The organism is Methylomonas sp. Uni0011, assembly GCF_056850255.1.
In genome coordinates, this window is the sequence record NZ_JBVVNO010000019.1 from 55,443 (window position 1) to 81,343 (window position 25,901).

General features: G+C 56.1%; 24 protein-coding genes. 13 read left to right on the plus strand and 11 right to left on the minus strand.

Annotated features, from left to right (window positions below; genetic code table 11):
- Positions 1-2: 2 nt before the first annotated feature.
- The gene (locus tag AC0IM9_RS17125) at positions 3-3,128 is read left to right on the plus strand and encodes an efflux RND transporter permease subunit (RefSeq protein ID WP_482804799.1); all 3,126 of its coding nucleotides are present in this window, start codon (positions 3-5) and stop codon (positions 3,126-3,128) included.
- Between the two features lie 14 nt (positions 3,129-3,142).
- Positions 3,143-4,819 carry a BatD family protein gene (locus tag AC0IM9_RS17130; RefSeq protein WP_482804800.1) on the plus strand — a complete coding sequence of 559 codons (1,677 nt, stop codon included), beginning with the start codon at positions 3,143-3,145 and terminating at the stop codon, positions 4,817-4,819.
- 1 nt (position 4,820) lies between these two features.
- On the opposite strand, the gene nudE is transcribed toward AC0IM9_RS17130, so the two are convergent.
- Positions 4,821-5,372, minus strand: a complete 552-nt coding sequence (gene nudE, locus AC0IM9_RS17135) for an ADP compounds hydrolase NudE (protein WP_140912067.1) — start codon at positions 5,370-5,372, stop codon at positions 4,821-4,823.
- A 272-nt stretch (positions 5,373-5,644) separates the two neighbouring features.
- Between nudE and yrfG the strand changes: the two genes are divergently transcribed.
- Positions 5,645-6,322 carry a GMP/IMP nucleotidase gene (gene yrfG, locus AC0IM9_RS17140; RefSeq protein WP_482804801.1) on the plus strand — a complete coding sequence of 226 codons (678 nt, stop codon included), beginning with the start codon at positions 5,645-5,647 and terminating at the stop codon, positions 6,320-6,322.
- Here the strand turns inward: yrfG and rhlB are convergent.
- Positions 6,237-7,568 carry an ATP-dependent RNA helicase RhlB gene (gene rhlB, locus AC0IM9_RS17145; protein WP_278209738.1) on the minus strand — a complete coding sequence of 444 codons (1,332 nt, stop codon included), beginning with the start codon at positions 7,566-7,568 and terminating at the stop codon, positions 6,237-6,239. The two genes, yrfG and rhlB, sit on opposite strands and share 86 nt — an antisense overlap.
- A gap of 101 nt (positions 7,569-7,669) precedes the next feature.
- Here rhlB and trxA point away from each other — a divergent pair, with 101 nt between their 5' ends.
- From trxA to AC0IM9_RS17165, 4 genes are all read left to right on the plus strand, one after another.
- On the plus strand, positions 7,670-7,996 hold the full coding sequence (trxA, locus tag AC0IM9_RS17150) for a thioredoxin TrxA (RefSeq protein WP_140912070.1): 327 nt from the start codon (positions 7,670-7,672) through the stop codon (positions 7,994-7,996).
- 167 nt (positions 7,997-8,163) lie between these two features.
- Entirely contained in the window at positions 8,164-9,420 is a 1,257-nt protein-coding gene (gene rho / locus AC0IM9_RS17155; protein ID WP_140912071.1) for a transcription termination factor Rho, read from the plus strand.
- A 242-nt stretch (positions 9,421-9,662) separates the two neighbouring features.
- Entirely contained in the window at positions 9,663-11,333 is a 1,671-nt protein-coding gene (locus AC0IM9_RS17160) for an ABC transporter ATP-binding protein/permease (protein WP_186289550.1), read from the plus strand.
- Between the two features lie 246 nt (positions 11,334-11,579).
- Positions 11,580-11,840 carry a hypothetical protein gene (locus AC0IM9_RS17165; protein WP_482804802.1) on the plus strand — a complete coding sequence of 87 codons (261 nt, stop codon included), beginning with the start codon at positions 11,580-11,582 and terminating at the stop codon, positions 11,838-11,840.
- On the opposite strand, the gene AC0IM9_RS17170 is transcribed toward AC0IM9_RS17165, so the two are convergent.
- Positions 11,822-12,274, minus strand: coding sequence for a molybdenum cofactor biosynthesis protein MoaE (locus AC0IM9_RS17170; protein WP_482804803.1), 453 nt, complete (start codon positions 12,272-12,274; stop codon positions 11,822-11,824). The two genes, AC0IM9_RS17165 and AC0IM9_RS17170, sit on opposite strands and share 19 nt — an antisense overlap.
- 5 nt (positions 12,275-12,279) lie before the next feature.
- The gene (locus AC0IM9_RS17175; RefSeq protein WP_140912075.1) at positions 12,280-12,513 is read right to left on the minus strand and encodes a MoaD/ThiS family protein; all 234 of its coding nucleotides are present in this window, start codon (positions 12,511-12,513) and stop codon (positions 12,280-12,282) included.
- A gap of 49 nt (positions 12,514-12,562) precedes the next feature.
- On the opposite strand from AC0IM9_RS17175, the gene moaC reads away from it, so the two are divergent.
- Positions 12,563-13,060, plus strand: a complete 498-nt coding sequence (gene moaC, locus AC0IM9_RS17180; protein WP_482804804.1) for a cyclic pyranopterin monophosphate synthase MoaC — start codon at positions 12,563-12,565, stop codon at positions 13,058-13,060.
- Here moaC and AC0IM9_RS17185 read toward each other — a convergent pair.
- From AC0IM9_RS17185 to AC0IM9_RS17215, 7 genes are all read right to left on the minus strand, one after another.
- On the minus strand, positions 13,057-13,632 hold the full coding sequence (locus AC0IM9_RS17185) for a hypothetical protein (protein ID WP_482804805.1): 576 nt from the start codon (positions 13,630-13,632) through the stop codon (positions 13,057-13,059). The genes moaC and AC0IM9_RS17185 overlap by 4 nt on opposite strands.
- Before the next feature lie 8 nt (positions 13,633-13,640).
- A complete protein-coding gene (locus tag AC0IM9_RS17190; RefSeq protein ID WP_140912078.1) occupies positions 13,641-14,459 on the minus strand; it encodes a carbon-nitrogen hydrolase family protein in 819 nt (272 codons plus the stop codon).
- A gap of 70 nt (positions 14,460-14,529) precedes the next feature.
- Positions 14,530-18,330 carry a YhdP family protein gene (locus AC0IM9_RS17195; RefSeq protein ID WP_482804806.1) on the minus strand — a complete coding sequence of 1,267 codons (3,801 nt, stop codon included), beginning with the start codon at positions 18,328-18,330 and terminating at the stop codon, positions 14,530-14,532.
- A gap of 9 nt (positions 18,331-18,339) precedes the next feature.
- A complete protein-coding gene (gene rng, locus AC0IM9_RS17200) occupies positions 18,340-19,797 on the minus strand; it encodes a ribonuclease G (protein WP_140912080.1) in 1,458 nt (485 codons plus the stop codon).
- The gene (locus AC0IM9_RS17205; RefSeq protein WP_445372300.1) at positions 19,794-20,372 is read right to left on the minus strand and encodes a Maf family protein; all 579 of its coding nucleotides are present in this window, start codon (positions 20,370-20,372) and stop codon (positions 19,794-19,796) included. Before AC0IM9_RS17205 ends, rng begins: the two co-directional genes overlap by 4 nt.
- Before the next feature lie 4 nt (positions 20,373-20,376).
- A complete protein-coding gene (gene rlmH / locus AC0IM9_RS17210; protein ID WP_445372301.1) occupies positions 20,377-20,841 on the minus strand; it encodes a 23S rRNA (pseudouridine(1915)-N(3))-methyltransferase RlmH in 465 nt (154 codons plus the stop codon).
- Positions 20,842-20,914: 73 nt separating this feature from the next.
- On the minus strand, positions 20,915-21,901 hold the full coding sequence (locus AC0IM9_RS17215) for an integron integrase (protein ID WP_482804807.1): 987 nt from the start codon (positions 21,899-21,901) through the stop codon (positions 20,915-20,917).
- Between the two features lie 463 nt (positions 21,902-22,364).
- Here AC0IM9_RS17215 and AC0IM9_RS17220 point away from each other — a divergent pair, with 463 nt between their 5' ends.
- The 5 genes from AC0IM9_RS17220 (at position 22,365) to AC0IM9_RS17240 (ending at position 25,730) form a co-directional block, all read left to right on the plus strand.
- Positions 22,365-22,832: a hypothetical protein gene (locus AC0IM9_RS17220; RefSeq protein WP_482804808.1), complete on the plus strand. Its 468-nt coding sequence runs from the start codon at positions 22,365-22,367 to the stop codon at positions 22,830-22,832.
- Between the two features lie 398 nt (positions 22,833-23,230).
- Complete coding sequence (locus tag AC0IM9_RS17225) at positions 23,231-23,884, plus strand: DUF4304 domain-containing protein (protein WP_445372303.1); 654 nt, start codon at positions 23,231-23,233, stop codon at positions 23,882-23,884.
- A 166-nt stretch (positions 23,885-24,050) separates the two neighbouring features.
- On the plus strand, positions 24,051-24,431 hold the full coding sequence (locus tag AC0IM9_RS17230; protein ID WP_445372304.1) for a hypothetical protein: 381 nt from the start codon (positions 24,051-24,053) through the stop codon (positions 24,429-24,431).
- Positions 24,432-24,970: 539 nt separating this feature from the next.
- Positions 24,971-25,357 carry a VOC family protein gene (locus tag AC0IM9_RS17235; protein ID WP_445372305.1) on the plus strand — a complete coding sequence of 129 codons (387 nt, stop codon included), beginning with the start codon at positions 24,971-24,973 and terminating at the stop codon, positions 25,355-25,357.
- Positions 25,358-25,430: 73 nt separating this feature from the next.
- Positions 25,431-25,730 (plus strand): MafI2 family immunity protein, encoded by a 300-nt coding sequence (locus tag AC0IM9_RS17240; RefSeq protein WP_445372306.1) that lies wholly within the window; start codon positions 25,431-25,433, stop codon positions 25,728-25,730.
- Positions 25,731-25,901: the final 171 nt, after the last annotated feature.

A 25,901-nucleotide genomic window follows, 5' to 3' on the forward strand; every position in this document is an offset into this window, starting at 1 on the left:
CCATGATCAACCGTTTGATAGAACTGGCGCTGCAACAACGGATTTTGGTGGCGGTGCTGGCGGTGGCGGTGGCGCTGTTCGGCGTCCGCGCCGTGCGGCAGCTGTCGGTGGATGCGTTTCCGGACGTGACCAACATTCAGGTGCAAATCGCCACCGAAGCCGCCGGAAAATCGCCCGACGAGGTCGAGCGGCTGGTGACCGTGCCGTTGGAGATCGCGATGGCGGGTTTGCCGGGGTTGGAAGAAATGCGCTCGCTGAATAAAAACGGCCTGTCGCTGATTACGCTGATCTTCACCGATAAGACCGAGGTCTATTTCGCCAGGCAATTGGTGATGGAACGCCTGATCGAGGTCAAGCAGCAAATGCCGCCCGGCGTCAATCCGGTGCTGGGCCCGGTGTCGACCGGCCTGGGCGAGGTTTACCAATATACGCTGGACCGCGATGACGACGGCGAGCGGCCGTTGACTCAGGAAGAGTTGCAGTTTCGGCGTGAAGCACAGGACTGGGTGGTCAGGCCGCTGTTGCGCGGCATTCCCGGCGTCGCCGAGATCAATTCCCAGGGCGGTTACGTCAAGCAATACCAGGTTCTGGTCAACCCCAACCGCTTGCACCACTACCGGATTTCGCTGAACGAGGTGTTCGAGGCCTTGGCCCGCAACAACGCCAACAGCGGCGGCGGCGTGTTGCCGCATTATGCCGAGCAATATTTGATCCGCGGCGTTGGTTTGATTAACGACGTCAACGACATCGCCAATATCGTGTTGAAGGAGGACGACAGCGTGCCGGTGCACATGCACGACGTCGCCGAAATCAAAATCGGCCACGAAGTGCGGGCCGGCGCGGTCATCAAAAACGGTTACACCGAATCGGTTGGCGGCATCGTCATGATGCTGCGCGGCGGCAACGCCAAGGAAGTGGTGAGCCGGATCAAGCAACGGGTGGCGGAAATCAACGCCAAGGGCATGCTGCCGGGCGGCTTGAAAATCGTGCCGTATTACGACCGCAGCGATCTGGTCGACGCGGCCCTGCACACCGTGACCAAAGTGTTGATGGAAGGCATCGTCTTGGTCGTCATCATCCTGTTTCTGTTCCTGGGCGACGTGCGCTCCAGCCTGATCGTGGTCGGTACCCTGATCGTGACGCCGCTGGTGACTTTCATCATGATGAACCAATTGGGCTTGTCGGCCAATTTGATGTCCTTGGGCGGCCTGGCGATTGCGATCGGTTTGATGGTGGACGGTTCGGTGGTGGTGGTCGAGAACGCGTTCCGCTTGCTTGGCGAGCGCAAGGGCCGCGCCACCAGCCGGGTGCGGGTGGTGCAGGCCGCGACCCAGGAAGTGGCGACGCCGGTATTGTTCGGCGTCGGCATCATCGTCTTGGTGTTTTTGCCGTTGATGACGCTGCAGGGGATGGAAGGCAAGATGTTTGCGCCGCTGGCTTACACCATTGCGATCGCGCTGCTGATTTCGCTGGTGGTGTCGCTGACCTTGTCGCCGGTGTTGTGCGCGTTTGCGTTGGAGGGCCACGACGGTGAACACGATACCCGCTTGATTGCGTTCATCAAGCGCCATTATCTGCGCTTGCTGGATTTTTCGATGGCCAACCGGCTGAAAGTGGTCGGCGCCGCCGTGGCGGCCTTTGTCGGCGCTTTGGTGTTGTTGCCCTTGCTCGGCACTTCGTTCATTCCGGAAATGAAGGAAGGCTCCATCGTGCCGGGTATCAACCGGATGCCGAATATCTCCTTGGAAGAAAGTATCAATGTCGAGATGCAGGCCATGAAAATGGTGATGCAGATTCCGGGCGTCAAAAACGTGGTGTCCGGCGTCGGCCGCGGCGAAAGTCCGGCCGATCCGCAATCGCAAAACGAGTCGACGCCGATTGTGACCTTGAAACCGCGCGAGGAATGGCCGCAAGGCTGGACTCAGGACGACATTGCCGATGCGATGAGCGACAAGCTGATCGAAAATCTGCCCGGCATGCAGGTGGTGATGGCGCAACCGATTTCCGACCGGGTCGACGAGATGGTGACCGGGGTGCGTTCCGACGTTGCGGTCAAGGTGTTCGGTGACGATCTGGCCGAACTCAAGCGGCTGGCCGATGCGATTGCCGGGGTGGCTAACGGCGTCAGCGGCGCCCGCGACATTCGGGTGGAACGGCTGACCGGTCAGCAATATTTGAACATTACCGTCGACCGCCAGGCGATCGCCCGCCACGGTCTGAATGCGTCGGATATCCACGACGTGATCGAAACCGCGATTGCCGGCAAAGTCGCCACCGAGATTTACCAGGGCGAGCGGCGCTTCTCCGCTGCGGTGAGATTGCCGGAAGCCTTCCGCAACAATATCGCCGCGATCGACCAATTGATGTTGACCTCGCCGAACGGGGCGCGGGTGCCGCTGGGCGACGTGACCAAAATCAGCTTGAACGACGGCCCCGCCCAGATCAGCCGGGAAATGGGCAAGCGGCGGATCGTGGTCGGCATCAACGTGCGTGACCGCGATTTGGGCGGCTTCGTCGCCGAATTGCAAAAAGCCGTGGCCGATAAGGTCAAATTGTCGGAAGGATATTATCTGCAGTGGGGTGGTCAGTTCCAGAACATGGAGCGGGCCTTGGGTCATTTGCAAATGATCATTCCGGTAACGATTGCGGCGATTTTCTTTCTGCTGTTCATGTTGTTCAAATCGCTGCGCTTTGCCGCGCTGATCATCCTGGTGCTGCCGTTCGCTTCGATCGGCGGTATCGTCACGTTGTTTTTGAGTGGCGAGTATTTGTCGGTGCCGGCTTCGGTCGGTTTCATCGCCTTGTGGGGTATCGCAGTGTTGAACGGCGTGGTGTTGGTCTCCTATATCCGGGCCCAGCGCGAGAGCGGGCTGAGCCTGGAATATGCGGTGCGCCGCGGCTGCGAACAGCGTTTCCGGCCGGTAATGATGACGGCGACGGTGGCCTTGTTGGGCTTGGTGCCGTTTCTGTTTGCGGTCGGGCCCGGTTCGGAAGTGCAAAAGCCGCTGGCCATCGTCGTGATCGGCGGCCTGATCAGTTCCACATTATTGACTCTGGTGGTATTGCCGGTGCTGTACGGTTGGTTCGACGACCGTCAGGATGTTCATAAACCGTTTTCGATGAAATGAGCGGATTTTTGTCTATGCGTACTAGTGTGTCGCCCTGGTGGCTGGGGATATTGTGGTTTTGGCTGAGTGCCGTTGCCGGCGCCGCCGAGATCGGCGTTGCGGTCGACCGTAATCCGGTGGCTTTGAACGAGTCGTTTCAAATTACGTTTACCGCAACCGAGCAACCGGACGGCAATCCGGATCTCGAGCCCTTGCGGCAGGATTTCGAGATCGTCAACCAGCAACGCAGCAGCAGTGCTTCCTGGGTCAACGGCAAAAGCAACCGCAATGAGCAATGGGTTTTGACGGCGATGGCCAAGCGCAGCGGCGAGTTGACCATACCGGCCATTGCCTTCGGCGCCGACAGCAGCAAACCGCTGGCATTGACCGTGACCGAAGCCGCGCAACCGACCGCGAAGGACGATGAGCTGTTCCTGGAAGTCTCGGCGACGCCGGAGCAGCCCTATGTGCAGGCGCAGGTGATTTATACGTTGAAACTGTTCCGCCGGGTGCAGATCACCCAGGCCAGTTTGGCGGAGCCGGAAATCAAGGATGCCCTGGTGGAAAAACTGGGCGAGGACAGTACTTACTCGACCCAAATCAAGGGTGTCGACTATTGGGTCACCGAGCGCAAATATGCAATTTTTCCTCAGCAGAGCGGCCTGTTCACGATTGCGCCGCTGGTGTTGAATGCGGAATACATCAGCAGCCGGCAGCAACCGCGTTTCAACGGCTTTTTCAACCGGCCCAGCACCGAGACCCGGCGAGTGGTCTCCAAAGCTGTGACATTGAACGTGCGCGCGGCGCCCGCCGAATTCAAAGGCGCCTGGCTTAGCGCAGAATCTTTGGAGTTAAGCGAGGGTTGGTCCGATTCCAGTTTGCAGGTCAAAGTCGGCGAGCCGCTGACTCGCACCTTGACCTTGAAAGCCAGGGGGGCGACGGTCGGCCAATTGCCCGAGTTGTTCGACAAAACCCCGATCGACGGCATCAAGACCTATCCCGACCAGCCGCTGTTGCACGAGGATAAACAAAGCGACGGTTTGACCGCATCGCGCGAGGAGAAAATCGCCTTCATTCCGTCCAAACCCGGCGAGTACAGTTTGCCGGCACTTAAGATCCAGTGGTTCAATTCCAAATCCCAGAAAATCGAGGTGGCCGCTTTGCCGGCCGTCAAAATCAAAGCTTTGGCGGTGGCCGAGGTCGCCACGCCGACGGCCTCCGCTACCGAGTCCGAACCGGAGCAGGCGAGCCCGATGACGGCAACGCCGATCGCTGTCACTTCCGATAGCGGCGTTCGGCTGTGGCAGGCGGTTTCGGCTGTCCTGGCCATGGGCTGGTTGCTGACCGTAATCGGATTCGTAAGGTCCGGCCGGCAGCGGCGCCAAACTAGGGCTGCCAGTATGGCGCAGTCGGAAAGCGCGCTGGAAAAAGCGATAAAGCGAGCTTGTTGGGAAAATAATCCGCAAGCGGCCAAGCAGTTATTGCTGCAATGGGGCAGGGCCGAATTCGGCGCCGACAGTCTGGCCGGGTTGGCGAGCCGTTGCGATCAGCCGCTGTGCGACGAAATCAACGACTTGAATCGCTTGTTGTACGCACCCGGCGGGCAGGAGTGGCAGGGCCGCGACTTGTGGACCGCATTCAGCGGCCAAGCCCGCCGCGCAGCCGCGCCGGCGCCCCTCGGCGACGGCCTGGAGCCCTTATTCAAAATTTGAGCTAACCGCGCCGTTCGAGATGAGCCAGAGCCATGTACAGTGCGGCGATCGAACGGGCTTCGCTGCATTCGCCGCTGGCCAGCAGGCTGTCGATGCTGCGCAACGACCAGGGCACTACCTGTAATTCTTCCGGTTCGTCGCCTTCCAGCTTCTCCGGGTAAAGTTCTTCGGCCAGGATGATGTCTATGGTGTGTTCCAGATAAGACGGCGCCAACGAGACCCGGTGCAGATGCTCCAGTTTGCCGGCGCCGTAGCCGATTTCTTCTTTCAATTCCCGGTTGGCGCCGCTGAGCATGTCCTCGCCGGCGTCGAGTTTGCCTTTCGGCAGTCCCAGTTCGTAGCGGTGGATGCCGGCGGCATATTCCCTGACCAGCAATACCGTTTCCGGGTCCAGCATCGGTACGATCAGTACCGCGCCGTGCGAGCTGTTGCGCGCCAGCCGTTCGTATTGGCGGCGTTCGCCGTTGCTGAATTCCAGATCCAGGGCTTCGATGCAGAATTGGCGGGTTTGGGCCAGCACCGTTTGTTTTAGAATTTTGGGTCGCTTGGGCATCGTGGGGCGGGTTTGGGTTAGTTAGGCCGAGTTTATGGCCGGAAGTTGTCCGCCGTATGTTCGGCAGCGGCCGGTATCGGCATGGGCTGGCCGAATCCGAGTCGGGGTTTAAAAGTCAGTTTACGCATCATGCTTCTTGGGTCTAGCGCCTGGACTTGGGCTGGCATTGTAAAACGTTGCCGCTGCGGCGGATAGCATCGAATTCCCCGGCGCTGCCGCTTCGCGCGGTGTGCGGCTTATAATCGGCGAATATTTAACGGAGATCTCTAGCAATGTTGGATTGGCGGCAAATCGATACGGTGATGTTGGACATGGACGGCACCCTGCTGGACCTGAATTTCGATAACCATTTCTGGCAGGAATTCGTACCTTTGCGTTTTGCCGAGTTGCACGGCTTGACTCTGGAGCAGGCCAAGCAGGAGTTGGCGCCGCGGTTCAAGGCGATGGAAGGCCGTTTGGAATGGTATTGTCTGGATTACTGGAGTAGCGAGCTAAATTTGAACATCGCCGGATTGAAGCAGGAATTGGCTGGTCTGATCGCGGTGCATCCCCATGTGGTGGAGTTTTTGGATGCGCTACGCGGCCGGCGGCGGCTGTTATTGGTGACCAATGCCCATCGCGACAGTCTCAGTCTGAAAATGGAGAAGACCTGTCTGCACCGGTTTTTCGACGAGATTGTCAGTTCCCACGATTTCGGCTTTGCCAAGGAGCAGCAGGGATTCTGGCAAGCGTTGCAGGAGCGGCATGTATTCGAGAAGCAGCGCAGTTTATTGGTCGACGATAGCCTGGCCGTGCTGCACTCGGCCAGGCAATTCGGTATCGCCCATCTGGTCTCGATCAGCAAGCCGGACAGCCGGCGTCCGGTCAGGCCGATTGCGGAGTTTCCGGCGATTGAGGATTTTCGGGCGTTGATGCCGGGCTTGCTGCCGGATGCGGCCGATGTTCCCTAGGTTTACGGTCCGGCCGGGGCGGGCGTTTACCGTGCTGGACTACCCGTTCCCGCGGTTCGCGGCGCTCGGGCTTGGCGACCTGATCGGCCAGTAGTTCCGGTTCGATCGATGCTACCGGTACTTTTTCGCCGATATAGTCTTCGATGTCCGGCATCGAGTAGGCGTATTCCTCGCAGATGAAGCTGATCGCTTCGCCGCTGGCGCCGAAGCGGGCGGTGCGGCCGATGCGGTGCACGTAATCTTCGACGTCTTGCGGCAGGTCGTAGTTGAATACGTGGGAGACGTCCGGAATATGCAGGCCGCGGGCGGCGACGTCGGTGGCGATCAGCAGGTTGACCTGGTTGTCCTGAAACGCGGCGAGCAGTTTTTGGCGCTTTTCCTGCGGCACGTCGCCGCTCAACATCGCGACTTTGTAGCCGTTGGCCTGCAGGTAGTCGTCCAGCCGTTCCGCGCAACGCTTGGTGTTGACGAAGACGATGCTGCGTTGCGGCTGGTGGTGTTTCAATAAGCCCAGCAGCAACGGAATTTTCTGGTCGTTGGCCGGGCAATAGGCGATTTGTCTGATCGCTTTCGAGGTGACTTCTTCCGGTTCGATCCGGATCAGCACCGGGTTGTTCATGTGTTCGTAAGCCAGTTCGGTGACTTTGTAAGACAGCGTGGCCGAGAACAACAGGTTCAGGCGTTTATCGGCCGGTGGCATCCGCCGTAGCAGAAAGCGAATGTCTTTGATAAAACCCAGGTCGAACATGCGATCGGCTTCGTCGAGTACCGTGACCTGGATGTTATCCAAGGTGAATGCGCCCTGTTTGTAAAAATCGATGATGCGTCCCGGCGTGCCGATGATGATGTCGACGTTGGTTTTGATTTTGTCCAGCTGTTTTTGGTAGTCGGTGCCGCCGTAGATCAAAGCGAATTTCAGGTTCAGATACTTGCTCAGCACCAGCGCGTCCTTGTGGATCTGGATCGCCAGCTCGCGGGTTGGCGCTAAGATCAAGGCCCGCGGGTTCTTGATTTTTTCGCTTTCGTCGTTGATCAGGTGCTGGAACGTCGCGAGCAGGAAGGTCGCGGTCTTGCCGGTGCCGGTTTGCGCTTGGCCGGCGATGTCTTTGCCGCGCAGGGATAAGGGTAACGACTTGTCCTGGATCGGGGTGCAGTTGATGAATCCCGCTTCTTTCAGACCTTTGATGATGGAGTCGGACAGCTCCAAATTGCTAAATCGCGTTTCCGTTAAGTGTGTTTTTTTCATAACTCGCTAGAATAACTCAAAACGCTGCGCGGTTGAAATCGATTGACAATTTAAGCGCGGCGAAACTATATTCATTGCTTTGCAAACTTATGGAGAATGGCGTGAGCGACCTAGTGCTTCATGTATCAGACGCTGATTTCAACGAAACTGTGTTAAAAGCCGGCTCGCCGGTATTGGTCGACTACTGGGCCGAATGGTGTGGCCCTTGCAAAATGATTGCTCCGGTGCTGGATGAAATTGCAGCCGAGTACCAAGGCAAACTGACCGTCGCCAAACTCAACATCGACGAAAACCCGAAAACCCCGCAACATTACGGTGTGCGCGGAATTCCCACTTTGATGATTTTCAAGGGCGGCGAAGTCGAGGCTACCAAAGTCGGCGCCTTGACCAAGTCGCAGTTGGCCGCGTTTATCGACAGCAACCTGTAAAAAGGCTGTAACCGGACTTGTCGAAAATGTTTTGATAAGTCCGGTTATTGCGCTAGAATTCCGCCCGCTAGCTTCTCGCACCCCGATCGCCCGAGTTTTCCAACACACTTCTTCCGCCGTAAACAGCCTTCTGCTGTTTTGCATTTCTTCCATTTCCCTAAGTCAACATGAACCTTACCGAGTTAAAACTTAAACAACCGACAGAAATCATCGCTATCGCAGAATCCCTGGGGTTGGAAAACATCGACAGAGCCCGAAAGCAGGAACTGATTTTCTCGATCTTGAAGAAGCAGGCGAAGAGCGGGGAGGATATATACGGTGACGGGGTACTGGAAATCTTGACCGACGGCTTCGGTTTTCTGCGCACGCCGGGTTGTTCTTATCTGGCAGGGCCGGATGACATTTACGTATCGCCCAGCCAGATCCGCCGTTTCGGCTTGCGCACCGGCGATACCGTCAGCGGCAAGATTCGGCCGCCGAAAGAGGGTGAGCGTTACTTTGCGATGCTGAAGGTAGAGAGCATCAACTTCGAGTCTCCCGAGCAAGCCAAGAACAAAATTTCCTTTTCCAACCTGACGCCCCTCTTCGCCAACAAACGTTTCCGCCTCGAGCAGGGCAACGGGACCAGCGAGGATTTGACCGCCCGCATCATCGATTTGATCGCGCCGATCGGCAAGGGCCAGCGCGGTTTGATCGTATCGCCGCCGAAAGCCGGTAAAACCATGATCATGCAAAGCATCGCCCATGCGATTGCCGAGAATAATCCAGAGTGTTATCTGATCGTATTGCTGATCGACGAGCGTCCGGAAGAGGTGACCGAGATGGAGCGTTGCGTGCGCGGCGAAGTGGTCTCCAGCACCTTCGACGAACCGGCTACCCGCCACGTGCAGGTCGCCGACATGGTGATCGAAAAAGCCCGGCGCATGGTTGAGCACAAGCACGACGTGGTTATTCTGTTAGACTCGATCACGCGCTTGGCTCGTGCTTACAACATGGTGGTGCCGTCTTCCGGCAAACTGCTGTCCGGCGGTGTCGATGCCAATGCCCTGGAAAAACCGAAGCGATTCTTCGGTGCTGCGCGTAATATCGAGGAAGGCGGCAGCCTGACCATCATTGCCACTGCGCTGGTCGAAACCGGTTCGCGGATGGACGAGGTGATTTTCGAGGAGTTCAAAGGTACCGGCAACATGGAGCTGCATCTGGAGCGGAAAATCGCCGAGAAGCGGGTGTATCCGGCGATCAATATCAACCGTTCCGGCACCCGCCGCGAGGAATATCTGGTCGATCCGGACGAACTGCAAAAAACCTGGATTCTGCGCAAGATTCTGCAGCCGATGGACGAATTGGCGGCATCCGAATTCTTGTTGGGCAAACTCAAAGATTTCAAAACTAACGCCGCGTTTTTCGATTCGATGAAGCGTTAACGCTTACTGCCGATGAGGCGAACGGCACTCCGCCTGCCGTTCGCTTCCGGTTCGCTCTAACTCCTCCAATCCCCCGTTGTCCCCGGTATTTCGCTGCCAAACCTAAAGAGTCCGATTCCGCTTCGAGTCGCGTTTGACATCCAACTGAAACATTTCTTGGTTGTGGATGTGCTTAATTTTGTTATATTGCGCCCCGACCTTAACGCGGAGAAATGGCCTTGCGAAACACTAGCAAATTTTTCATGCAGTTCGTCCGATTGGCGGGGCCTTTCTGGTGTTCCGAAAACAAGGCCAGTATTCGCGGACTGTCGGCGGCGTTGATTGCGCTGACTGTCGCCCAAATCGCTATTTCAGTGATTATCACCGAATGGAGCGCCGATTTGTTCGATGCTCTGGAACAACGGTCGATGTCGCGGTTCTTTACCCAAATCGGTCTGATTGTGCTGATCTTTTTGGCGAACATTGCGATCACCGCGACGCACTTGGTCATTAAACGGCGGTTGCAATTGGGTTGGCGCGGCTGGTTGACCGATAAATTGATCGGCCAATGGATGCGAGACGGTCGCCACTATCTGGTGACCCACATTCCCGGCCAGCACGACAATCCGGATGGGCGTATCGCCGAAGATGTCCGGATTTCGACTGAATATGCGATCGATCTACTACATACAATGTTTTACTGCGTGCTGCTGTTGGTAAGTTTTACCGAGATTTTATGGACTTTGTCCGGCAGTGTCGCCATCGATCTCGGTATAGCGCAAATTCCGATTCAAGGCCATTTGGTCTGGTTGGCGCTGATCTATGCCGCCAGTGCCTCGGTTCTGGGCTGGTGGATAGGTCGACCGCTGACTACGGCGACCGATAATCGGCAAACCGTTGAAGCCAATTTCCGTTTTGCACTGGTCAAGGCCCGCGAAAACGCGCAAGCGATTGCCTTGATCCATGGGGAACGCCACGAGAATCCGCATTTCCACCGTTTGTTCGGCAATATCGTCGATGCTTGGAATCAGCAAACCTTGGCCTGGCAACGGATCACAATGTTCAGTTCCGGCTATTCCATCCTGTCCATGGCGTTCCCCATCCTGGTCTCCGCGCCGCGCTTTATTCTGGGAACCATCAGCTTGGGCGCATTGATGCAATCGGCGCAGGCCTTCCAACAGATGGTCGCCGCGTTGTCCTGGCCGGTCGATAACATGGGCAAGGTCGCGGAATGGCGGGCCTCGGTAGAACGCGTGCTTGGGCTGAGTAAGGCACTGGAGCAATTGGAACGCGAAATCGCCAAACCCGATCCGCACCGCATTCGCAGAGTCAAGCAAGACAACTCGGTGTTGGCATTCCGCAATTTGTGCATTAGCCGGCTGGACAACATCGTCTGTATTTCGATGCTAAACGAGGAAATTCGCGCCGGCGAAAGGGTGTTGATTGCCGGTAACGCGTTCTCCGGCAACAAATTGTTTAAGGCAATTGCAGGATTGTGGCCGTGGGGCGAAGGCACCATCGAACTGCCGGACGACGAACAGATGTTTTTCATGCCGCCCAAGCCGTATTTGCCGACCGGCAACCTGCGCGCTTCAATTTGTTATCCGGCCGATGCCAGTAGCTTCGACCAGCAACTATTGATCGACACCCTACAGTTGGCCGGCGTCGGCGAGTTGGTGGAGCAGTTGGATCAACACGCCGATTGGGACAAAACTTTGGAGCGCGAGCAAAAGCAACGTTTGGGTTTGGTGCGCTTGTTGTTGCATAAACCAAAGTGGATATTGATGCAAGAAGCCTTTGATTCGCTCGATCCGGACGGCGAAGTAGAGATGGTCAGTCTAATCCACAAAAAGTTGCCGCAGGCGGCGATGCTGACCATAACCAAGCAACCGACGATTCAGAACATGCACAAGCGCCGGATTACTTTGAGTTGACTGCTCCCCGACAAGCAGGCTCGAACAAAATTTTTGCTCGAAAAGTGGGGTATTTGGTTTCTGAAACGTCTTAATGGATAAGGCGCCCGCCGATCGGCGCCGCCGGGGTGTTAGTCCTTAAGAAAACTCTGAGCGATATGATTCTGCAGGCCGTGTGTAAACTGCTTTGAACGGAATCGACTCTATGTCGTTCGCTGAAACCTGGGACAGCGTTTAATCGAAGCTTCCTTCCGTTCGGGTAATGTTATGAAACCAAGACATTCGCGTAGCAAGTCGGCGGATTTGGCCGCGGAAAAGTTGGAAGCCGCTTTTCCGTCGGCCCGCTATTTTCAAGTTCACTTCGAATATCTGCACGAAACCATCGCTGAACTGAAGCAGCAGATCGAAACGGCGAATCGGCAAATTGCCGAGTTGCAGCGGCGGTTGCCGGAGGCGGAAGCGAAGCAGAGGATGGAACTGGACGGAAAGGCGGCCAACGCCTTTACGACTCAAGATTGGTGTTTGTAGCCGGAGCTGTTTTTATCCACCCAGCGTTGCTCGCCGTTGGTCAGCGTTTCCCGTTTCCAGAACGGCGCCCGGCTTTTCAGATTCTCCATGATGAAACGGCTGGCGTCGAAGGCGTCGCCGCGATGTTCGGACCAGGCCGCTACCAATACCAGCGAGTCGTTGGGTTCGACCCGGCCGACGCGATGCACGACCAGCGTATCCAAAACCCGCCATTGGCTTGTTGCCTGTTCGACTATATGCATCAGTTGTTTCTCGGTCATGCCGGGGTAGTGTTCCAGGTACATGCCGGATACGGCATCGCCTTGGTTGAAATCGCGCATGGTGCCGACGAACACGGCCGTCGCGCCGTATTTTCCGGCCATGCCGGCCGCTTGTTGGTGGTTAGCGATTTCTTGCCAGGGATCGAAAACCGTATCCGATAATTTCACCGCCATGGTCTTCAACCTCCCGTCACCGGCGGAAAAAACGCCACCTCGTCGCCGTCCGCGACCAAGCTGTCCAGATTGGCATAATTCATATTGATCGCCGCCAGCAATGCGGTGGGCCGAGCCAGATCGGGATTGGCCAACTGCCATAGTTCGCCCACCGAAACCGGGGTGGAAACGACGAATTCGTCGCCGTCACGACCGACGTATTCTTTCAAACTTGCGAAGTACAGCACTTTGATCGACATTCTGTTTTACCGGGTAATACAATACGTTTATTTAATCTTTCAGCCTGTCATGTCCAATTCGCCGCTTACCCACTTCAACGCTGCCGGGGATGTCCACATGGTCGATGTCGGCGCCAAAGCCGTTACCCAACGCAGCGCGGTTTGCGAGGGCTATATCGAGATGCGGCCGGAAACGCTGGCATTGATTGTAAACGGCGCACATAAGAAAGGCGATGTGCTTGGCGTGGCCCGGATCGCCGGGATCATGGCCAGCAAGAAGACCGCCGAGCTGATTCCGTTGTGCCATCCGTTGCCACTGACCCATGTCGAAATCGACCTGCAGCCCCAGACCGCTCTGAATCGGGTTTACTGTCGAGCCTTGGTCAAAACCAGCGGCCAGACCGGCGTCGAAATGGAAGCGCTGACCGCCACCCAAATTGCGCTATTGACCATCTACGACATGTGCAAGGCGGTCGACCGCGGCATGACTATCCAAGGCGTGCGCCTGTTGGAAAAGAGCGGCGGCAAATCCGGCGACTGGCGGGCGGATGCCGTCGCCGCGCCTTAATTTTCCGGTTTGGCTTGAGGATTCCGGTTCAGAATTTTCTCGTCTATGGTTTTGTGCAGCAGGCGCAACAGCTCCGCCGAGCCGTCCTCGTCGGTCTCCATCTCTTCCGGTTTGGCCAGGGCCGCGTTAACGCGGATGCCGCCGGTTTGTTCCTGCAACGTGATCAAATATTCGGCTTCGGCGTAATGGTTGTTCAGCAAGGTTCTGATCAGGCTCAGATCCTTGCCGGCCGTGTCCGGGTCGTAACGTACCTGGAACCTGCCGTCCTGCTGATTTTTGTCTAGGATCTCGATGTCGGTGATTTTTAATGCCGTTGCGATCATTTCCCAGGCCCGTTCTTCGCGGGTCTTCAAGGTGAGCAGCGGTTTGTCGCCGTCGGTGAAGGTCATCAGCCCGGCCAGAGCCGATTTCGGCTTCAGATCGTCGGAGTCGAGGGCCGGTTGCGGGTTAGTGTGCTCGATCGGCAGCACCGGCGGTAATTCCAGATGGTGGGTATCGCGGTACTTCTCCGGCGTTTCGCCGCAGGCGGCCAAAAGCAGGCAGGGAAGCGCGTAGCGGACTCGTTTCAACATAACCGGATTCACTCGCAAAAATAGCGTCTGTGTTCCAACACCGGGAACGACACCCGCATCTTTTCCAGTCGGTTCTTGTCGACTTCGCCGCAGACGAAGCCGGGGCCGGTCTTGTAGCAATCCAGCACCACGCCCCAGGGGTCGATGACCATGCTGTGGCCGAAAGTTTGGCGGCCGTTCATATGAAAGCCGCCCTGGTTGGGCGCCAACACGTAGCACAGGTTTTCGATCGCCCGCGCCCGCAGCAGGACTTCCCAGTGCGCAGCGCCGGTTTTGGCGGTGAAGGCTGACGGAATCACCAGGATGTCCAGACCTTTGCGGGTCATGGGCCGGAAAAACTCCGGGAAACGCAGGTCGTAGCAGACCGCGACACCGAGGCGGCCGAACGGGGTATCGATTACGCAGGAACCTTCGCCGGCTTCCACCGAATCCGATTCCCGGTATTCCTCGGCGGTATCGGGGACGCTGACGTCGAACAAGTGCACCTTGTCGTAACGCGCCACACGTTGGCCCTGGTCGTTGTAGATCAGGCAGGCAGCGCGCACTTTATTCGGGACCGAGGCTTGCATCGGCATGGTGCCGCCAATGATCCAAGTGCCGTATTTTTTCGCCGTCGCAGCCAGGAACTCCTGAATCGGGCCCTGTCCGTCCGGCTCGCCGACCTTGACTTTGTCGTACTCGTTCATGCCCATGATGGCAAAGTTTTCCGGCAAAGCCACCAGCTTGGCGCCGGCTTTGACGGCTTCGGCAATTTGTTTTTCGGCTTCGAGCAAATTGGCGCTGACTTGCGGCCCGGAAGCCATTTGGATGGCGGCACATAGTGTCATGAGTGGTCCCTGATGGTATTTAGTTGGTTGCGTCGATCGGGGTGGGCAGTTCTCGCTGGCGCTGAACCGGTCATTTGCCGAGCGAATCCAGCCATTCGAAGCCGGTCAGGCTGCGCCAGGCTTTCTTCACCAAACCGTCCTGGTCGTGCAGCGGCGTCACTTCGACATTGCCCCATGGCCCGCTCAGTTTGTATTGCGAGCCGAAAAAATATCCCTCTTTGTAATCGTCGGTCACCGCTTGGGTAATCATCGCGGCGATGCCGCCGACGATTGTACCAGCAATGGGAACGGCGCCGGAACTCTTAGGTACCACGGCTACCCGTTGGTCCACGATCTTCTGTACCAAGTCGGCGTTGCCGGCGACACTTAGTTTGGCCGACACCGCGTCGATGACCAAATCGTCGGAATAGGCCAGGCCGTTACTGATCTTGACGGTACCGGTAATCGTATCGAAGGCCAGCCCCTGGCGGAAAACGTCGCTGAAATCCAGGCTCAGGCGTTTGGCCCATTGTTCCATCGCGATCAGCCCCAGCAAGCGGCCGAAGCCGGGTTCGATGCTGGAAATGCGGCCGTCGCTGAGTTTGAGCCGGAGTTGGCCGTTGACGCCGGCCAGCGAAAACTGCTGCGGGCCGCCGCGCCAACTGCCGTTAAAGCCGATTTCGGCGTCGGTGCCGCGAAAGTCGTCGGTAAAGCCCAGTTGCGACAGGAACAGACCGAAGCCTTTCATGTTCAATTTTCCGGTCAGTTGGGTGGAACTGGCGCTGCCCAATTTCAACCAGTCGGCGCTGAAGTCGATGGTGCCGGCCACGCTGGCCAGTTGCACGTGCTTGAAATGAATGCCGTTGATCAACCGTTCGGTGCGTAGTTTCAGATTGCCCAGGTCCACATTCCGCCACAGCAATTGCTTGCTATCGATATCGATCAGCGGCAAATCGCCGACGGCCGCCTCCTCGGCACCGCCGAAATTGAGTCCTTCCATGGCGGTCATATTCAGGTGCTCCATTTGCAGGTGGATGCGCTCGGCGCCTCCGCGTTGGTCCGGAATCGTAAAGTGGCCGCGTGCCATCGTGCTGTCTATCGAGCCTTGCCAAGCTTGGTCACTATGCTGCATCCGGCAGGCGACGGCACCTAAGCGGAGTCCTTGCCAAACCAGATCGCCGCTGTCCAGCACCAACTCCTGCAGTGCCGGCAGACGGGCTTGGTTGTCGCCGGAACCGAATGCGGCCAGCGCTTCGGATAATTTGAATTGGGGCTGGCGGATTTCCAATTTCAGGCCGGGACGGTCGAAAATTTCGGCGGCGCCTTCGCCGTAAACGATATGCGCCGAACGCAAGCCGTTACTTTGGCCGTCGATTTGCAAAGCCGCCTGCAGCTCCCGGCCGTAGCCGATATGCAACGGCACGAATTCGCCGTCGTCCAGTATGAAACGCAAGTTCAACGGGCGTTCCTCGCCGGCGGTTTTGCCGAGTCGCTCCGGCGCATCCAGGCTGACGCCCTGCAGATTGCTGGTAATTTGCAAGACGTCGGCCTGGTCGGCGGCGTAAGGCAGGGTCAGTGCGGCCTGGTAATTGAAGCCGCCCTTGGCCGCCTGGGTTTTCAAGAAAGAGAACTGCTTTTGTAAGCGCTCGACGTCGGTGACGCCGCTGATCAGCAATTGCGTTGCGCTCTGGTCGCTTTGCAATTGGCCGCGGATCGGATAGCCCAGGGTTCTGGCTTCCAGCGGGGTGCTACTGACGCGGTCTTCGGTGAAGTGCAGCACGCCGTCGATGTTGTCGACCATTAGATCCACCGGCTTCAGCAGCAGGCGTGCCTTATCCAGATGGGCATCGACTTTCACCGTGGTGGGCAGGGTGTCGTAATAGGCGATTTTCAGATCCAGGTCGACTTGGGTGTCGCCTTCCGGCGCCAATACTTTGGCTAGCGGATCGGTTTTGACGTGCAGCGGGGTTTTTTGCAGATATTGCAGGCTTTGCGGCAGCTTGCTGTGTACTTGGCCCCAGACGTAGACGTAATCGCTGTCGGCCAGGTCCGGAATCGTCACGACGGCCTGATCGATACCCACTTCTTCGCTATGGCCGCCGTCGATCGCAACTTGCAAGTCGGCGCCAAGAAACTGCACGTCGGCATGCACCGCGCGCAAATGCGGCCATAAGGCATTGAACTGGATTTCGCCGTCGTCTATCGCAAACACCACTTCGAAACGGCCGGCGCCGGAGGTGAACGGGAAGTCCGCCAGCTTGCCCTGCAACCGCATTTCGCCCTTATCGATATGGCCGCCGATAAAGGCGTCGTCCAGCCAGGCTACTGCGTCTTTGCCCATTATTTTGGCCGGCAGGTAGCGCGGCACCTGGCTGATGTCGGCGAAATTGCCGAAGCGGGTGCGCATGTCGATTACCGGACTGCCACCGTCGTGCGGGATGCTCAATTGCAGTCGGGTGGTGGTTTGGAAGTCGGCGCTATCCAACTGCAGGCCGTCGCTGGAAAATTGCCAATCGGTATCGGTTTGCACCCAGTCCAGCCGGCCGGTCAGGCGGGCGATTTCCAGTTGGTCCCGAAACATGGCCGGCGCGTCGAAACCGGCGCGTTCGGTAGCGAAAACCAGCCGGCCGCCCTGGTCGCCGGCCGTGATGCTGCCGCGTAAGCCCTGCACTTGCGGCATGCCGTCGACGGCGTCGATGCCGAGCTCGGCAAATTCGCCGGTCACGGCGTAATGTTGCTGTGCGCTATCGATATACAGCGCCGTGTTGCGCAATTCGCCGCGCGGATTCAACTTCAACCAGCGTTCGAAGCCGGCGGCGTCGCCCAGAAACGGCGCCGTCAAATGGTCCAAGGCTTGCAGATTCAGGGCTTCGATGCGGCCGCCGAGATTGCCTTCGGCGTCGCGCTGCAGGTAAAACTCGCCGCCGTGCCAGCGTTGGCGGTTGCTGACCGCGTTCATGTCGTAAACGCCCCAGCGCTGGCGGCCGTCGGTTTCGCTCCAGGCCAGATTGCCCTCGAAGGTGTCCAGTTGCAGGGCTTTGCCGGTCTGTTTGCCGAGCTTGATTTGCTGCCCCTGCACGTAACCGGCAATCCGGTAGGGCGTCGAGTCGCGCCAATCGCTCCACAGCCGAATATCGCCCGAACCCGAATACAAGTGCAGTCCGGCCGGTAAATCTTCGATCAACCAGGCCGGACCTTGCAGATTGTCGCCTTCGATATAAAGCCGACCGTTGAGGGCGTTGGCCTGGAAAATATTGCCGTGCAGTAGTGCGGAAATCCGCATGCTATCGCCTAAGGAATCCGGCAGCCGGCTGATTAAGTGGATTTCGTGGTCCTCGCTACGGTTTTCGATGCGCAAGTCGAAGTCGGCGATCGTCACCGGCGGCCGTTGTCGTTTAGAGTCCAGCCAGGTGACCTGGCTTTGCAGGATTTCGTATTGGCCGCCTTCCAGCAACCAGAGCGGTTGCTCGTCGCTGCTATGCAGGCCTTTGATGCGCAGGGCGCCGTCGGCATCGCGGATAATGTCCAGTTTGGCGCCGACCAGCGTGACCCAGCCGGAGGCCATCGCATCCTGGGTGAACAACCATTCCAGCAAATTGATGCCGATCCGTACCTGTTGCAAACTGATCGCCGGTTTGGTGACGGCTTCCGCGGCGTCTATCGTGATGTCGCGTAGTATCAATTCCGGGCTGAAGCCGCGCATCTTGGCGCTGAGCCGGCCTATGTGCAGCGGCACGCCGCTGATGCGCCGAATTTCGCTTTCCAGCCGTTGGCGGTGGTCGGCGATGTCGATCAGAAACAGCCTGACCGCGCTCAATGCCAGCGCCGCCGCGATCAGCGACCAGAACAGCAGGTGCCGGGTGGCCCGGCTGACATGGCGGTGGATAACCAAAACTTAGGCCTATAGCAACACCACGTCGTAGTGTTCCTGGTTGTATTCGGCTTCGGCGCGAATCTTGATCGCCACCTTCAGAAACACTTCCAGCTCGGCCAGCATGTCGGCTTCCTCGTCCAGCAGCATTTCCACCACCTGCTCCGAGGCCAGGACCAGAATTTGCTGCACGCTGTATTGCCGCACCACCCGGATGATTTCGCGGAAAATCTCCAGGCAGATCGATTCGGCGGTTTTCAGTACGCCGCGACCGCCGCAAGTCGAGCAAGGCTCGCACAGAATGTGCTCCAGGCTCTCGCGGGTGCGTTTGCGGGTCATTTCCACCAGACCCAGCGCCGATACCTCGGTGATCTTGGTCTTGGCGTGGTCTTTTTCCAGATTGCGCTGCAGCGCGGCCAGCACTTGTTTCTTGTGCTCGTCGCTTTGCATATCGATGAAATCGATGATGATGATACCGCCCAGATTGCGCAGCCGCAGCTGGCGGGAAATGGTTTGCGCCGCTTCCAGATTGGTCTTGAAGATGGTTTCTTCCAGGTTGCGGCCGCCGACGTAGCCGCCGGTATTGACGTCCACCGTCGTCATCGATTCGGTCTGGTCGAACACCAGATGGCCGCCGGACTTGAGCTTGACCTTACGGTCCAGGGCCTTGCTGATCTCGTCTTCGACGTTGTAGATGTCGAACACCGGCCGCTCGCCGGAGTAATGTTCGATCACCGAGACGATTTCCGGGACGAAGGTCTCGGCGAATTCGACCAGCTTCAAAAAGGTTTCCTTGGAATCGACCCGGATTTTTTCGATGCCGTCTTTGTACAAATCGCGCAAGGTGCGGATGCTGAGCGGCAGGTCTTCGTGGATCAAGGATTTGACTTTGGCCTTTTTGCTCTTGTCCAGGATCGATTCCCAGAGTTTGTGCAAGAAGGTCATGTCGGAATACAGAATCACTTCCTCGACGCATTCGGCGGCGGTGCGGGCGATGAAGCCACCCGGCACCTGGTGCTTTTGCTGGTAGGCCTCGATGCAGGCCCGCAGCCGGGTGCGCTCGGACTCGCATTCGATGCGCTGCGACACGCCGGAGTTGCCGGCATAAGGCATGTAGACCTGGTAGCGCGACGGAATCGAAATGTCGGTGGTGAGCCGGGCGCCCTTGTTGCCGAGCGGGTCTTTAGTGACTTGCACCACCAGTTTCTGGCCTTCCTTCAGGTAATGTTCGATATTCTCCGAGCCTTTTTCGGCCAGTTCCTGGCTACTGAAGTCGGATAAATGCAGAAAGGCGGCCTTGTCCAGGCCGATGTCGACGAAGGCGGCCTGCATGCCCGGCAATACCCGGCAGACCTCGCCCTTGTAAATGTTGCCGACCAGGCCCTTTTGGCGAACGCGCTCGATGATCAGTTCCTGCAATACGCCGTTTTCGATGACGGCGACCCGGGTTTCCGGCGGCGTCACATTGATTAATATTTCTTCGCTCATTGAATCACTTCTATGCCGGCTTGGCTCAACAGTTGTGCGGTTTCGAATAGCGGTAGGCCCATCACCCCGGAAAAACTGCCGGCGATCGACTCGATAAACACGCTGGCCAGTCCCTGAATCGCATAGGCACCGGCTTTATCGCAAGGTTCCCCGGTTTGCCAATAGGCCACGATCTCCTGGTGGCTGAGGGGGCGGAAACGCACTTCGCTGACGCTCAAGGCCTGCCAATGGGTTTGCCCGCTACGCAAGGATACCGCGCTATACACTTGGTGGCTGCGGCCGGACAGCCGGCTCAGCATTTCGATGGCATGTTGCAGATCGTCGGGCTTGCCCAGAATCCGGCCATCACAAATCACGCTGGTGTCGGCGGCCAGTATCGGTAACCGGCTGTCGCTTTGCGCCGCGCACACGGCCGATTTTTCGGCCGCGACCCGCTCGACATAGGTGGCCGGGGCCTCGCCGGGGAACGGGGTTTCGTCGATGTCGACGGCCATGACGGCGTGGCGGATGCCGATTTGGGCCAGTAATTCGCGGCGGCGCGGCGAGGCCGAGGCCAGGATCAATTGTGCTTGCATACCGTTAACGGTGGTAAGGGTGGTTGTTGAGCAGACTCCAGGCCCGGTAAATTTGTTCGGCAACGACGATACGCACCAGCGGATGCGGGAAGGTCAGCGGCGACAGGCTCCAGGATTCGCGCGCTAACTCTTTGACCTGCGGCGACAGGCCTTCCGGGCCGCCAACCATCAGCGCGACCGGCTGGCCATTACCGAGCCAGCGCTGCAAAGCCTGCGCCAGATCGGGGGTCGACCAGGGTTTGCCGGGAATATCCAGCGTCACCACGTGGGCGCGCGGCGGCAAGGCGGCGATCATCCGTTCGCCTTCGTCGCGGGTAATGCGGGCCACGTCGCCGCTTTTGCGCTTGTCCGGCGCGATTTCGCGCAGTAGCAACTCGCACTCGCGCGGCAGCCGCTTGGCGTACTCATTATAACCTTGCTGTACCCAGTCCGGCATTTTGCTGCCGACGGCGATCAGATGAATTTGCATGGCGGGGAGGATACACAGAAGCGGCAAAGCTGACAACGCAGGGCGGCCGGCAGAGGGCGGCGGCGCGGTTAAATTAAAGCGCCAAGTCGTCCAATGGGCTGACAACACCTTGGCCGCCTTGATTCAGCACATGGGTGTAAATCATTGTGGTTTCCAGCTCGCTATGTCCCAATAAGGCTTGAATGGTGCGAATATCGGTGCCGCGTTGCAGCAAGTGCGTAGCAAAACTGTGGCGGAACGTATGGGCCGATACTCGCTTGTTGAGGCCGGCCTGCCGAACCGCCGCTTTAATCGCCTTATTGATTAGCGATTGGTCTACATGATGGCGGCGAGTCTTGCCGGATAAAGGATCGACCGATAACGAACGGGCCGGGAACACATATTGCCAGCCCCATTCGCGCTCGGCATTGGGGTATTTCTTGGTCAGTGCATGAGGCAGATACACTGCGCCGAAACCGGCTGCCAAATCCTGATCGTGAATTGCCTTGACCTTCTCCAGATGATTTTGCAGCATCGGCACCATGGCCGCCGAAAACGTCGTCACCCTGTCCTTATCGCCCTTGCCGGAGCGCACGGTAATCTGCCTGTAGGCGTAATCGATATCCTGCACTCGCAAGCGGACGGCTTCGGAAATGCGTAAACCGCTACCGTACAAAAACTTGACCACCAATTGCGCGACGCCTTCCACCCGCGGCAAAACCTGCTTGATCTCGTCCACCGACAACACCACCGGAATATGACGGCTGGATTTGGAGCGAATCGCTTCGATACGCTTGAGCAGAGGGACACCCAAAACCTGCTTGTACAAAAACACCAGTGCATTCATGGCTTGGTTCTGGGTGGCGGACGCCACCTGGCGCTCGGTGGCCAAGTAACTCAAAAACGCCTCGATCTTTGCCTCGGCATCCTCCAGTAAAGCAGCCCTTTCGCTAAGCCGATGAAACTTGACGAACTGCTTGATCCACTCGCAATAGGTGCGCTCGGTATGCAGCGAATAATGCTTGAGCCGCATAATGCGGCGCACGTCTTCCAGCAAGGTTGGCGATTTTGTGCTTGACATCAAATTATTAACGAATATAGTGAGGCGCAAGCTGATTATAGAGGCAAATGTGCCCGAATTTATGGCAAATATCCGGTTATCAAGGCAGATGTGCCCGGTTTGGCGGTTATCAGGGCAAAAGTGCCCGAAATGGCCGGCAATATCAACTTGTCGGGCAGATTTGCCTGATAATCAATAGTTAGGCGATTGGTTCTAGGGCGGGCTGAGGCGAGTTTGGTCTCAGCAAGCCGAGACTCCCTCGCTGCGAGACATCCGGCCCGCCCGCGCCGCGTAGCTCCGCGTCGCACTCAGGAACCACTGTCGAGTAGTCGGGAGCAGTTCCGGGAGGGCGCGGGCACCAAACACCACCATCCGGGTTGCGTGAGCAGTTCGCTCCGGGCAAATTGCGCCTAACTACTCGCTCAAGCGGACCAATCAATCGCTTCGCGATTGATGTGGCCGCTTAGCTCCAGCGTTAGCCATCATGAAACGTACATACTCCATCTTCGCCGACTACCACCAGTTCTACCTCTGGGATCGGGACGTTTCACCAGATGCGCCGACCGACTACACCGATACCGACATTGAACGGAGAATCAAAGCAGCACCAAACGTTGTCGTGATTCAGCCCGAAAGAAACATGGATGTACCGGTTACGCTTGAAGTCTTTGAAACGGAGCCCGAACCGGATTTCGACCAGTGGGATCACATAGCCGAGGCCAGCCTGGAGTTGCCGTCTGGTCACCTTGAGATTCATGAATGCACTGGTGGCTCAATTGACCGCATCGACCTGAACCCCGGCACATACCGAGTCCGCGCCTATTTCGGCGCACTAAACGAACTCAGCGCAGATGGCCTTGAGCGCAAAGACCATTACAAATTGGCACTCTGGCCAGCGGCATTCGCCCCAGTTGGAGTGCTTAAGCAGTCTCCTGGCCGAAATGCTGGCTAACCCGGCGCCCAACCCCGTTCACTTCGCTCTCTGGACGCTGCGCGATACAGTCGCGCAGCGCCGGTTAGCTTTACGTTAAATGCGGGCCAATCTCAAAAGGCTTAGAAAACAATAAAAGATGATTGCGAAGAAACGGCAAATAATAGCTGAAGAAATCATGAAAATATGCTACTACCTGGAGGGAAAAACCTTGCAGGTTAACATGCGTTCAACCAGACAAGGTTTTTCCCTCCAGGTTAAGCCATGATTTTCAGCGTCAGTCGAGTTTCTTTGCTTGAATCAGAATTGTTGTTTCGAAATGTCGCTACGGCATTTAACCAGTCGTTCAACCTGACCAAAACTCCGCTTCGCTCCATTTTGGCAGGTTAACTCTATTCGTTAGCCAATGGAAAAAGCGAATGAGCAAAAGTGAAGTCGTAATTGAAGTGGATGCAATTCAAAGCTCCATTCGTAACTCACTCAAGGAGTTCGGGTTCAAAGTTCGTGGGCGCACTTTTAATAGACAAACCCCTGATGGTCTTACGCAAGTTATAAATTTCCAAATGGGACAATCCGAACCTCCGGGTAGTGTATTCATTCCGGGTTTAAAAGAAAATTTCTACGGGCTGTTTACTGTAAACCTTGGTGTATATGTCCCCGAAGTTGCTGAATTTCACGGAGGGTGCTTAGCGAAATCATGGGTTCAAGAATACAATTGCTGTATTCGTGATCGTTTAGGACCCGTAAGTGGTTTAACCAAAGATATTTGGTGGCGAACCCAAAATACGCCTGCTGTAACCGAGGACATACGAACTTTATTGCTTACGTTCGGACTTAATTTTTTAAATCGGTTTGAAAGTCGAGCGTGTATTCTAAAAGAGCTAGAAGGTGCTGAAAATAATTTAAGCTACTGCAACACACCGAGAATAGTTAGTTCAATTATTTACACAAAGCAAAATGAAATAGAAAAAGCCAGAAACCTGCTACTGAAACAGGTTTTAGAGACTCATAATATACGCCATCCTGAATATGTAAGAGCGCTCGCTATACGTTTAGGTTTGGGTGTAATTTAACAAGGCTAACAAGTCGTTACAGCATCACTCCGGCGCTTCGCGCCTCCGTTGGACAGTTTTTAAGTCGCAGTTTTGTGGTTTTGCTGCGCAAAAAGTTTTCCACAAAACCACGACTTAAAAACTGCCGCTGAACTCGGCGTTATGCATCAAAGGAGTCTTGTAACGTATGAAAAATGTGAGTTTTAAAGGATTAACGATAGCTATTGCAGTGGCTCTAGCTATTGATATTACCGGCGGAGTTATTGCTGTACCACTATATGCGGAAGAGCTTACAGAAGAAGCTGTTGAATCTCTATTTCATCAAACCAATGTATTGGTTTACATGTTAATTATTGGCACAAGTAGTTCGTTTTTAGGTGGTTATATTTGTGCAAAATATGCCAAGTTGGCTCCATATAAAAACGCAAGTATTTTTGGACTTATTGGTGTAATTATTAGCCTTGCCATGGCTACATTTGATCCGATCTGGGTTGATGTGGTCGGCTGCTTATTAATTATTCCAGCGGCCATAATGGGCGCACGGCTAGTAGGCAACAATAATGCATAACCAGCGGGTCAACTTGACCGGCAAAAGCTCCGCTCCTATCGTCGCTACGCTTTCGCCGTCAAGTTACCCTTATCGTTATAAGTCTTGTGGCGCCTATGAATAATGACCAACAATTATTCGAGTTACAGCAAATCAAGAAAAAGTGGGGGTATTGCTACATTCCTGCGGTACTTGCGTTTGCTCTAACTGCAATATCTATAACCATGGGTGTTAGTTATAATGACGCTGTTAACTTTGTGCTCGTTCCTGGCGGCTTTCTTTCTTGGGGGCTTTTGTCGTATCACGTGATTACAACCAAATGCCCGAATTGTAAACAAAGGTTTTACAGCTTGTGGTGTTTAGCCGGTTCCGCCAATATTAGAAAACATTCCTGTTGTAACTGTAACTTCGCTTTGCAGCCAAACAATCCAACAAAACCTTATACTAAGGCCACAGGTGATGAATGGAACCAGTAAATCCTTATAACACGTCGCTCAAAGGGACGCTCCGCTTCGCTGCGCGCCCCTTAGCTTGGCGTTAGAGAAAATTAGGACAGTTCTATGATTGACCATGTAGGCTTAACAGTTAGCAACATCGAAAAAAGCAAAGAGTTTTACAAGCTTGCACTCGCCCCAATTGGTTTCCAGCTTTTAGCTGAAGTGCCAGCATCTATTTCAGGCAGCAAAGATTTTGCTGGCTTTGGTGAGCCGCCAAAACCAGAGTTTTGGATAGGCGGCGGCACCCCCAATGACCCACCAATTCACATTGCATTTCAAGCAAGCTCGCGAGCGCAAGTGGATAGTTTTCATACTGCCGCACTTTCTGCAGGTGGTCGTGATAATGGCGCTCCTGGAATTCGCGCCCATTACCATCCCAACTATTATGGGGCGTTTGTCTTAGACTTTGACGGCCACAACATCGAGGTTGTTTGTCATGTCTCAGCGTAACATTTTCTCTAACCCATCATTCAAGCGGGACGCCTAACGGCGCCCCTTAATTCACACGTTAGGTTGCTGAACCATGGACCAGCTTGATGACACAGATATTCGTCTTAGTGCGCAACGCTCGCTCTGGGGTAATGTGCCTTCAACTCTTCGTTCAGCATCTCTTGAAGTTTCCGATGCCGCTATCTCTTTTCGCTGCTACTTTGACAAGGGAGCGTCTGAAGATGACTACGAGCTTTTGCGGTGTGCCGGAACAGAGGTGATTTCAGATTATCCATCCGAGTACACAATTGATGAGCAGTTTATTTTTCTTCCTTGGCCTGAGAGAATGACCCATCTTAAGCATCTGGTGTTTCTTCGCCATGAAGCAACCTAACCCTACGCTCAAGCGGGACTGCGCAAAAGCGCGCAGCCCCTTAGTGTAATGGTCAACAAAAACCGGACACCACATCAGGCAGCGTTTCTATAAAATTCCTGCTCGAATTCAAGCGGGGATTGATAGCCCAATGTTGAGTGCGATCGGCGGCCGTTATAAAAAGCCAAATAA

Excerpts from the sequence above, each read along its gene's own strand:
- AC0IM9_RS17125 (WP_482804799.1), top strand. The coding sequence starts at position 3 with ATGATCAACCGTTTGATAGAACTGGCGCTGCAACAACGGATTTTGGTG.
- AC0IM9_RS17130 (WP_482804800.1), top strand. The coding sequence starts at position 3,143 with ATGCGTACTAGTGTGTCGCCCTGGTGGCTGGGGATATTGTGGTTTTGG.
- nudE (WP_140912067.1), bottom strand. The coding sequence starts at position 5,372 with ATGCCCAAGCGACCCAAAATTCTAAAACAAACGGTGCTGGCCCAAACC.
- yrfG (WP_482804801.1), top strand. The coding sequence starts at position 5,645 with ATGTTGGATTGGCGGCAAATCGATACGGTGATGTTGGACATGGACGGC.
- rhlB (WP_278209738.1), bottom strand. The coding sequence starts at position 7,568 with ATGAAAAAAACACACTTAACGGAAACGCGATTTAGCAATTTGGAGCTG.
- rho (WP_140912071.1), top strand. The coding sequence starts at position 8,164 with ATGAACCTTACCGAGTTAAAACTTAAACAACCGACAGAAATCATCGCT.
- AC0IM9_RS17160 (WP_186289550.1), top strand. The coding sequence starts at position 9,663 with ATGCAGTTCGTCCGATTGGCGGGGCCTTTCTGGTGTTCCGAAAACAAG.
- AC0IM9_RS17165 (WP_482804802.1), top strand. The coding sequence starts at position 11,580 with ATGAAACCAAGACATTCGCGTAGCAAGTCGGCGGATTTGGCCGCGGAA.
- AC0IM9_RS17170 (WP_482804803.1), bottom strand. The coding sequence starts at position 12,274 with ATGGCGGTGAAATTATCGGATACGGTTTTCGATCCCTGGCAAGAAATC.
- AC0IM9_RS17175 (WP_140912075.1), bottom strand. The coding sequence starts at position 12,513 with ATGTCGATCAAAGTGCTGTACTTCGCAAGTTTGAAAGAATACGTCGGT.
- moaC (WP_482804804.1), top strand. The coding sequence starts at position 12,563 with ATGTCCAATTCGCCGCTTACCCACTTCAACGCTGCCGGGGATGTCCAC.
- AC0IM9_RS17185 (WP_482804805.1), bottom strand. The coding sequence starts at position 13,632 with ATGTTGAAACGAGTCCGCTACGCGCTTCCCTGCCTGCTTTTGGCCGCC.
- AC0IM9_RS17190 (WP_140912078.1), bottom strand. The coding sequence starts at position 14,459 with ATGACACTATGTGCCGCCATCCAAATGGCTTCCGGGCCGCAAGTCAGC.
- rng (WP_140912080.1), bottom strand. The coding sequence starts at position 19,797 with ATGAGCGAAGAAATATTAATCAATGTGACGCCGCCGGAAACCCGGGTC.
- AC0IM9_RS17205 (WP_445372300.1), bottom strand. The coding sequence starts at position 20,372 with ATGCAAGCACAATTGATCCTGGCCTCGGCCTCGCCGCGCCGCCGCGAA.
- rlmH (WP_445372301.1), bottom strand. The coding sequence starts at position 20,841 with ATGCAAATTCATCTGATCGCCGTCGGCAGCAAAATGCCGGACTGGGTA.
- AC0IM9_RS17215 (WP_482804807.1), bottom strand. The coding sequence starts at position 21,901 with ATGTCAAGCACAAAATCGCCAACCTTGCTGGAAGACGTGCGCCGCATT.
- AC0IM9_RS17220 (WP_482804808.1), top strand. The coding sequence starts at position 22,365 with ATGAAACGTACATACTCCATCTTCGCCGACTACCACCAGTTCTACCTC.
- AC0IM9_RS17225 (WP_445372303.1), top strand. The coding sequence starts at position 23,231 with ATGAGCAAAAGTGAAGTCGTAATTGAAGTGGATGCAATTCAAAGCTCC.
- AC0IM9_RS17230 (WP_445372304.1), top strand. The coding sequence starts at position 24,051 with ATGAAAAATGTGAGTTTTAAAGGATTAACGATAGCTATTGCAGTGGCT.
- AC0IM9_RS17235 (WP_445372305.1), top strand. The coding sequence starts at position 24,971 with ATGATTGACCATGTAGGCTTAACAGTTAGCAACATCGAAAAAAGCAAA.
- AC0IM9_RS17240 (WP_445372306.1), top strand. The coding sequence starts at position 25,431 with ATGGACCAGCTTGATGACACAGATATTCGTCTTAGTGCGCAACGCTCG.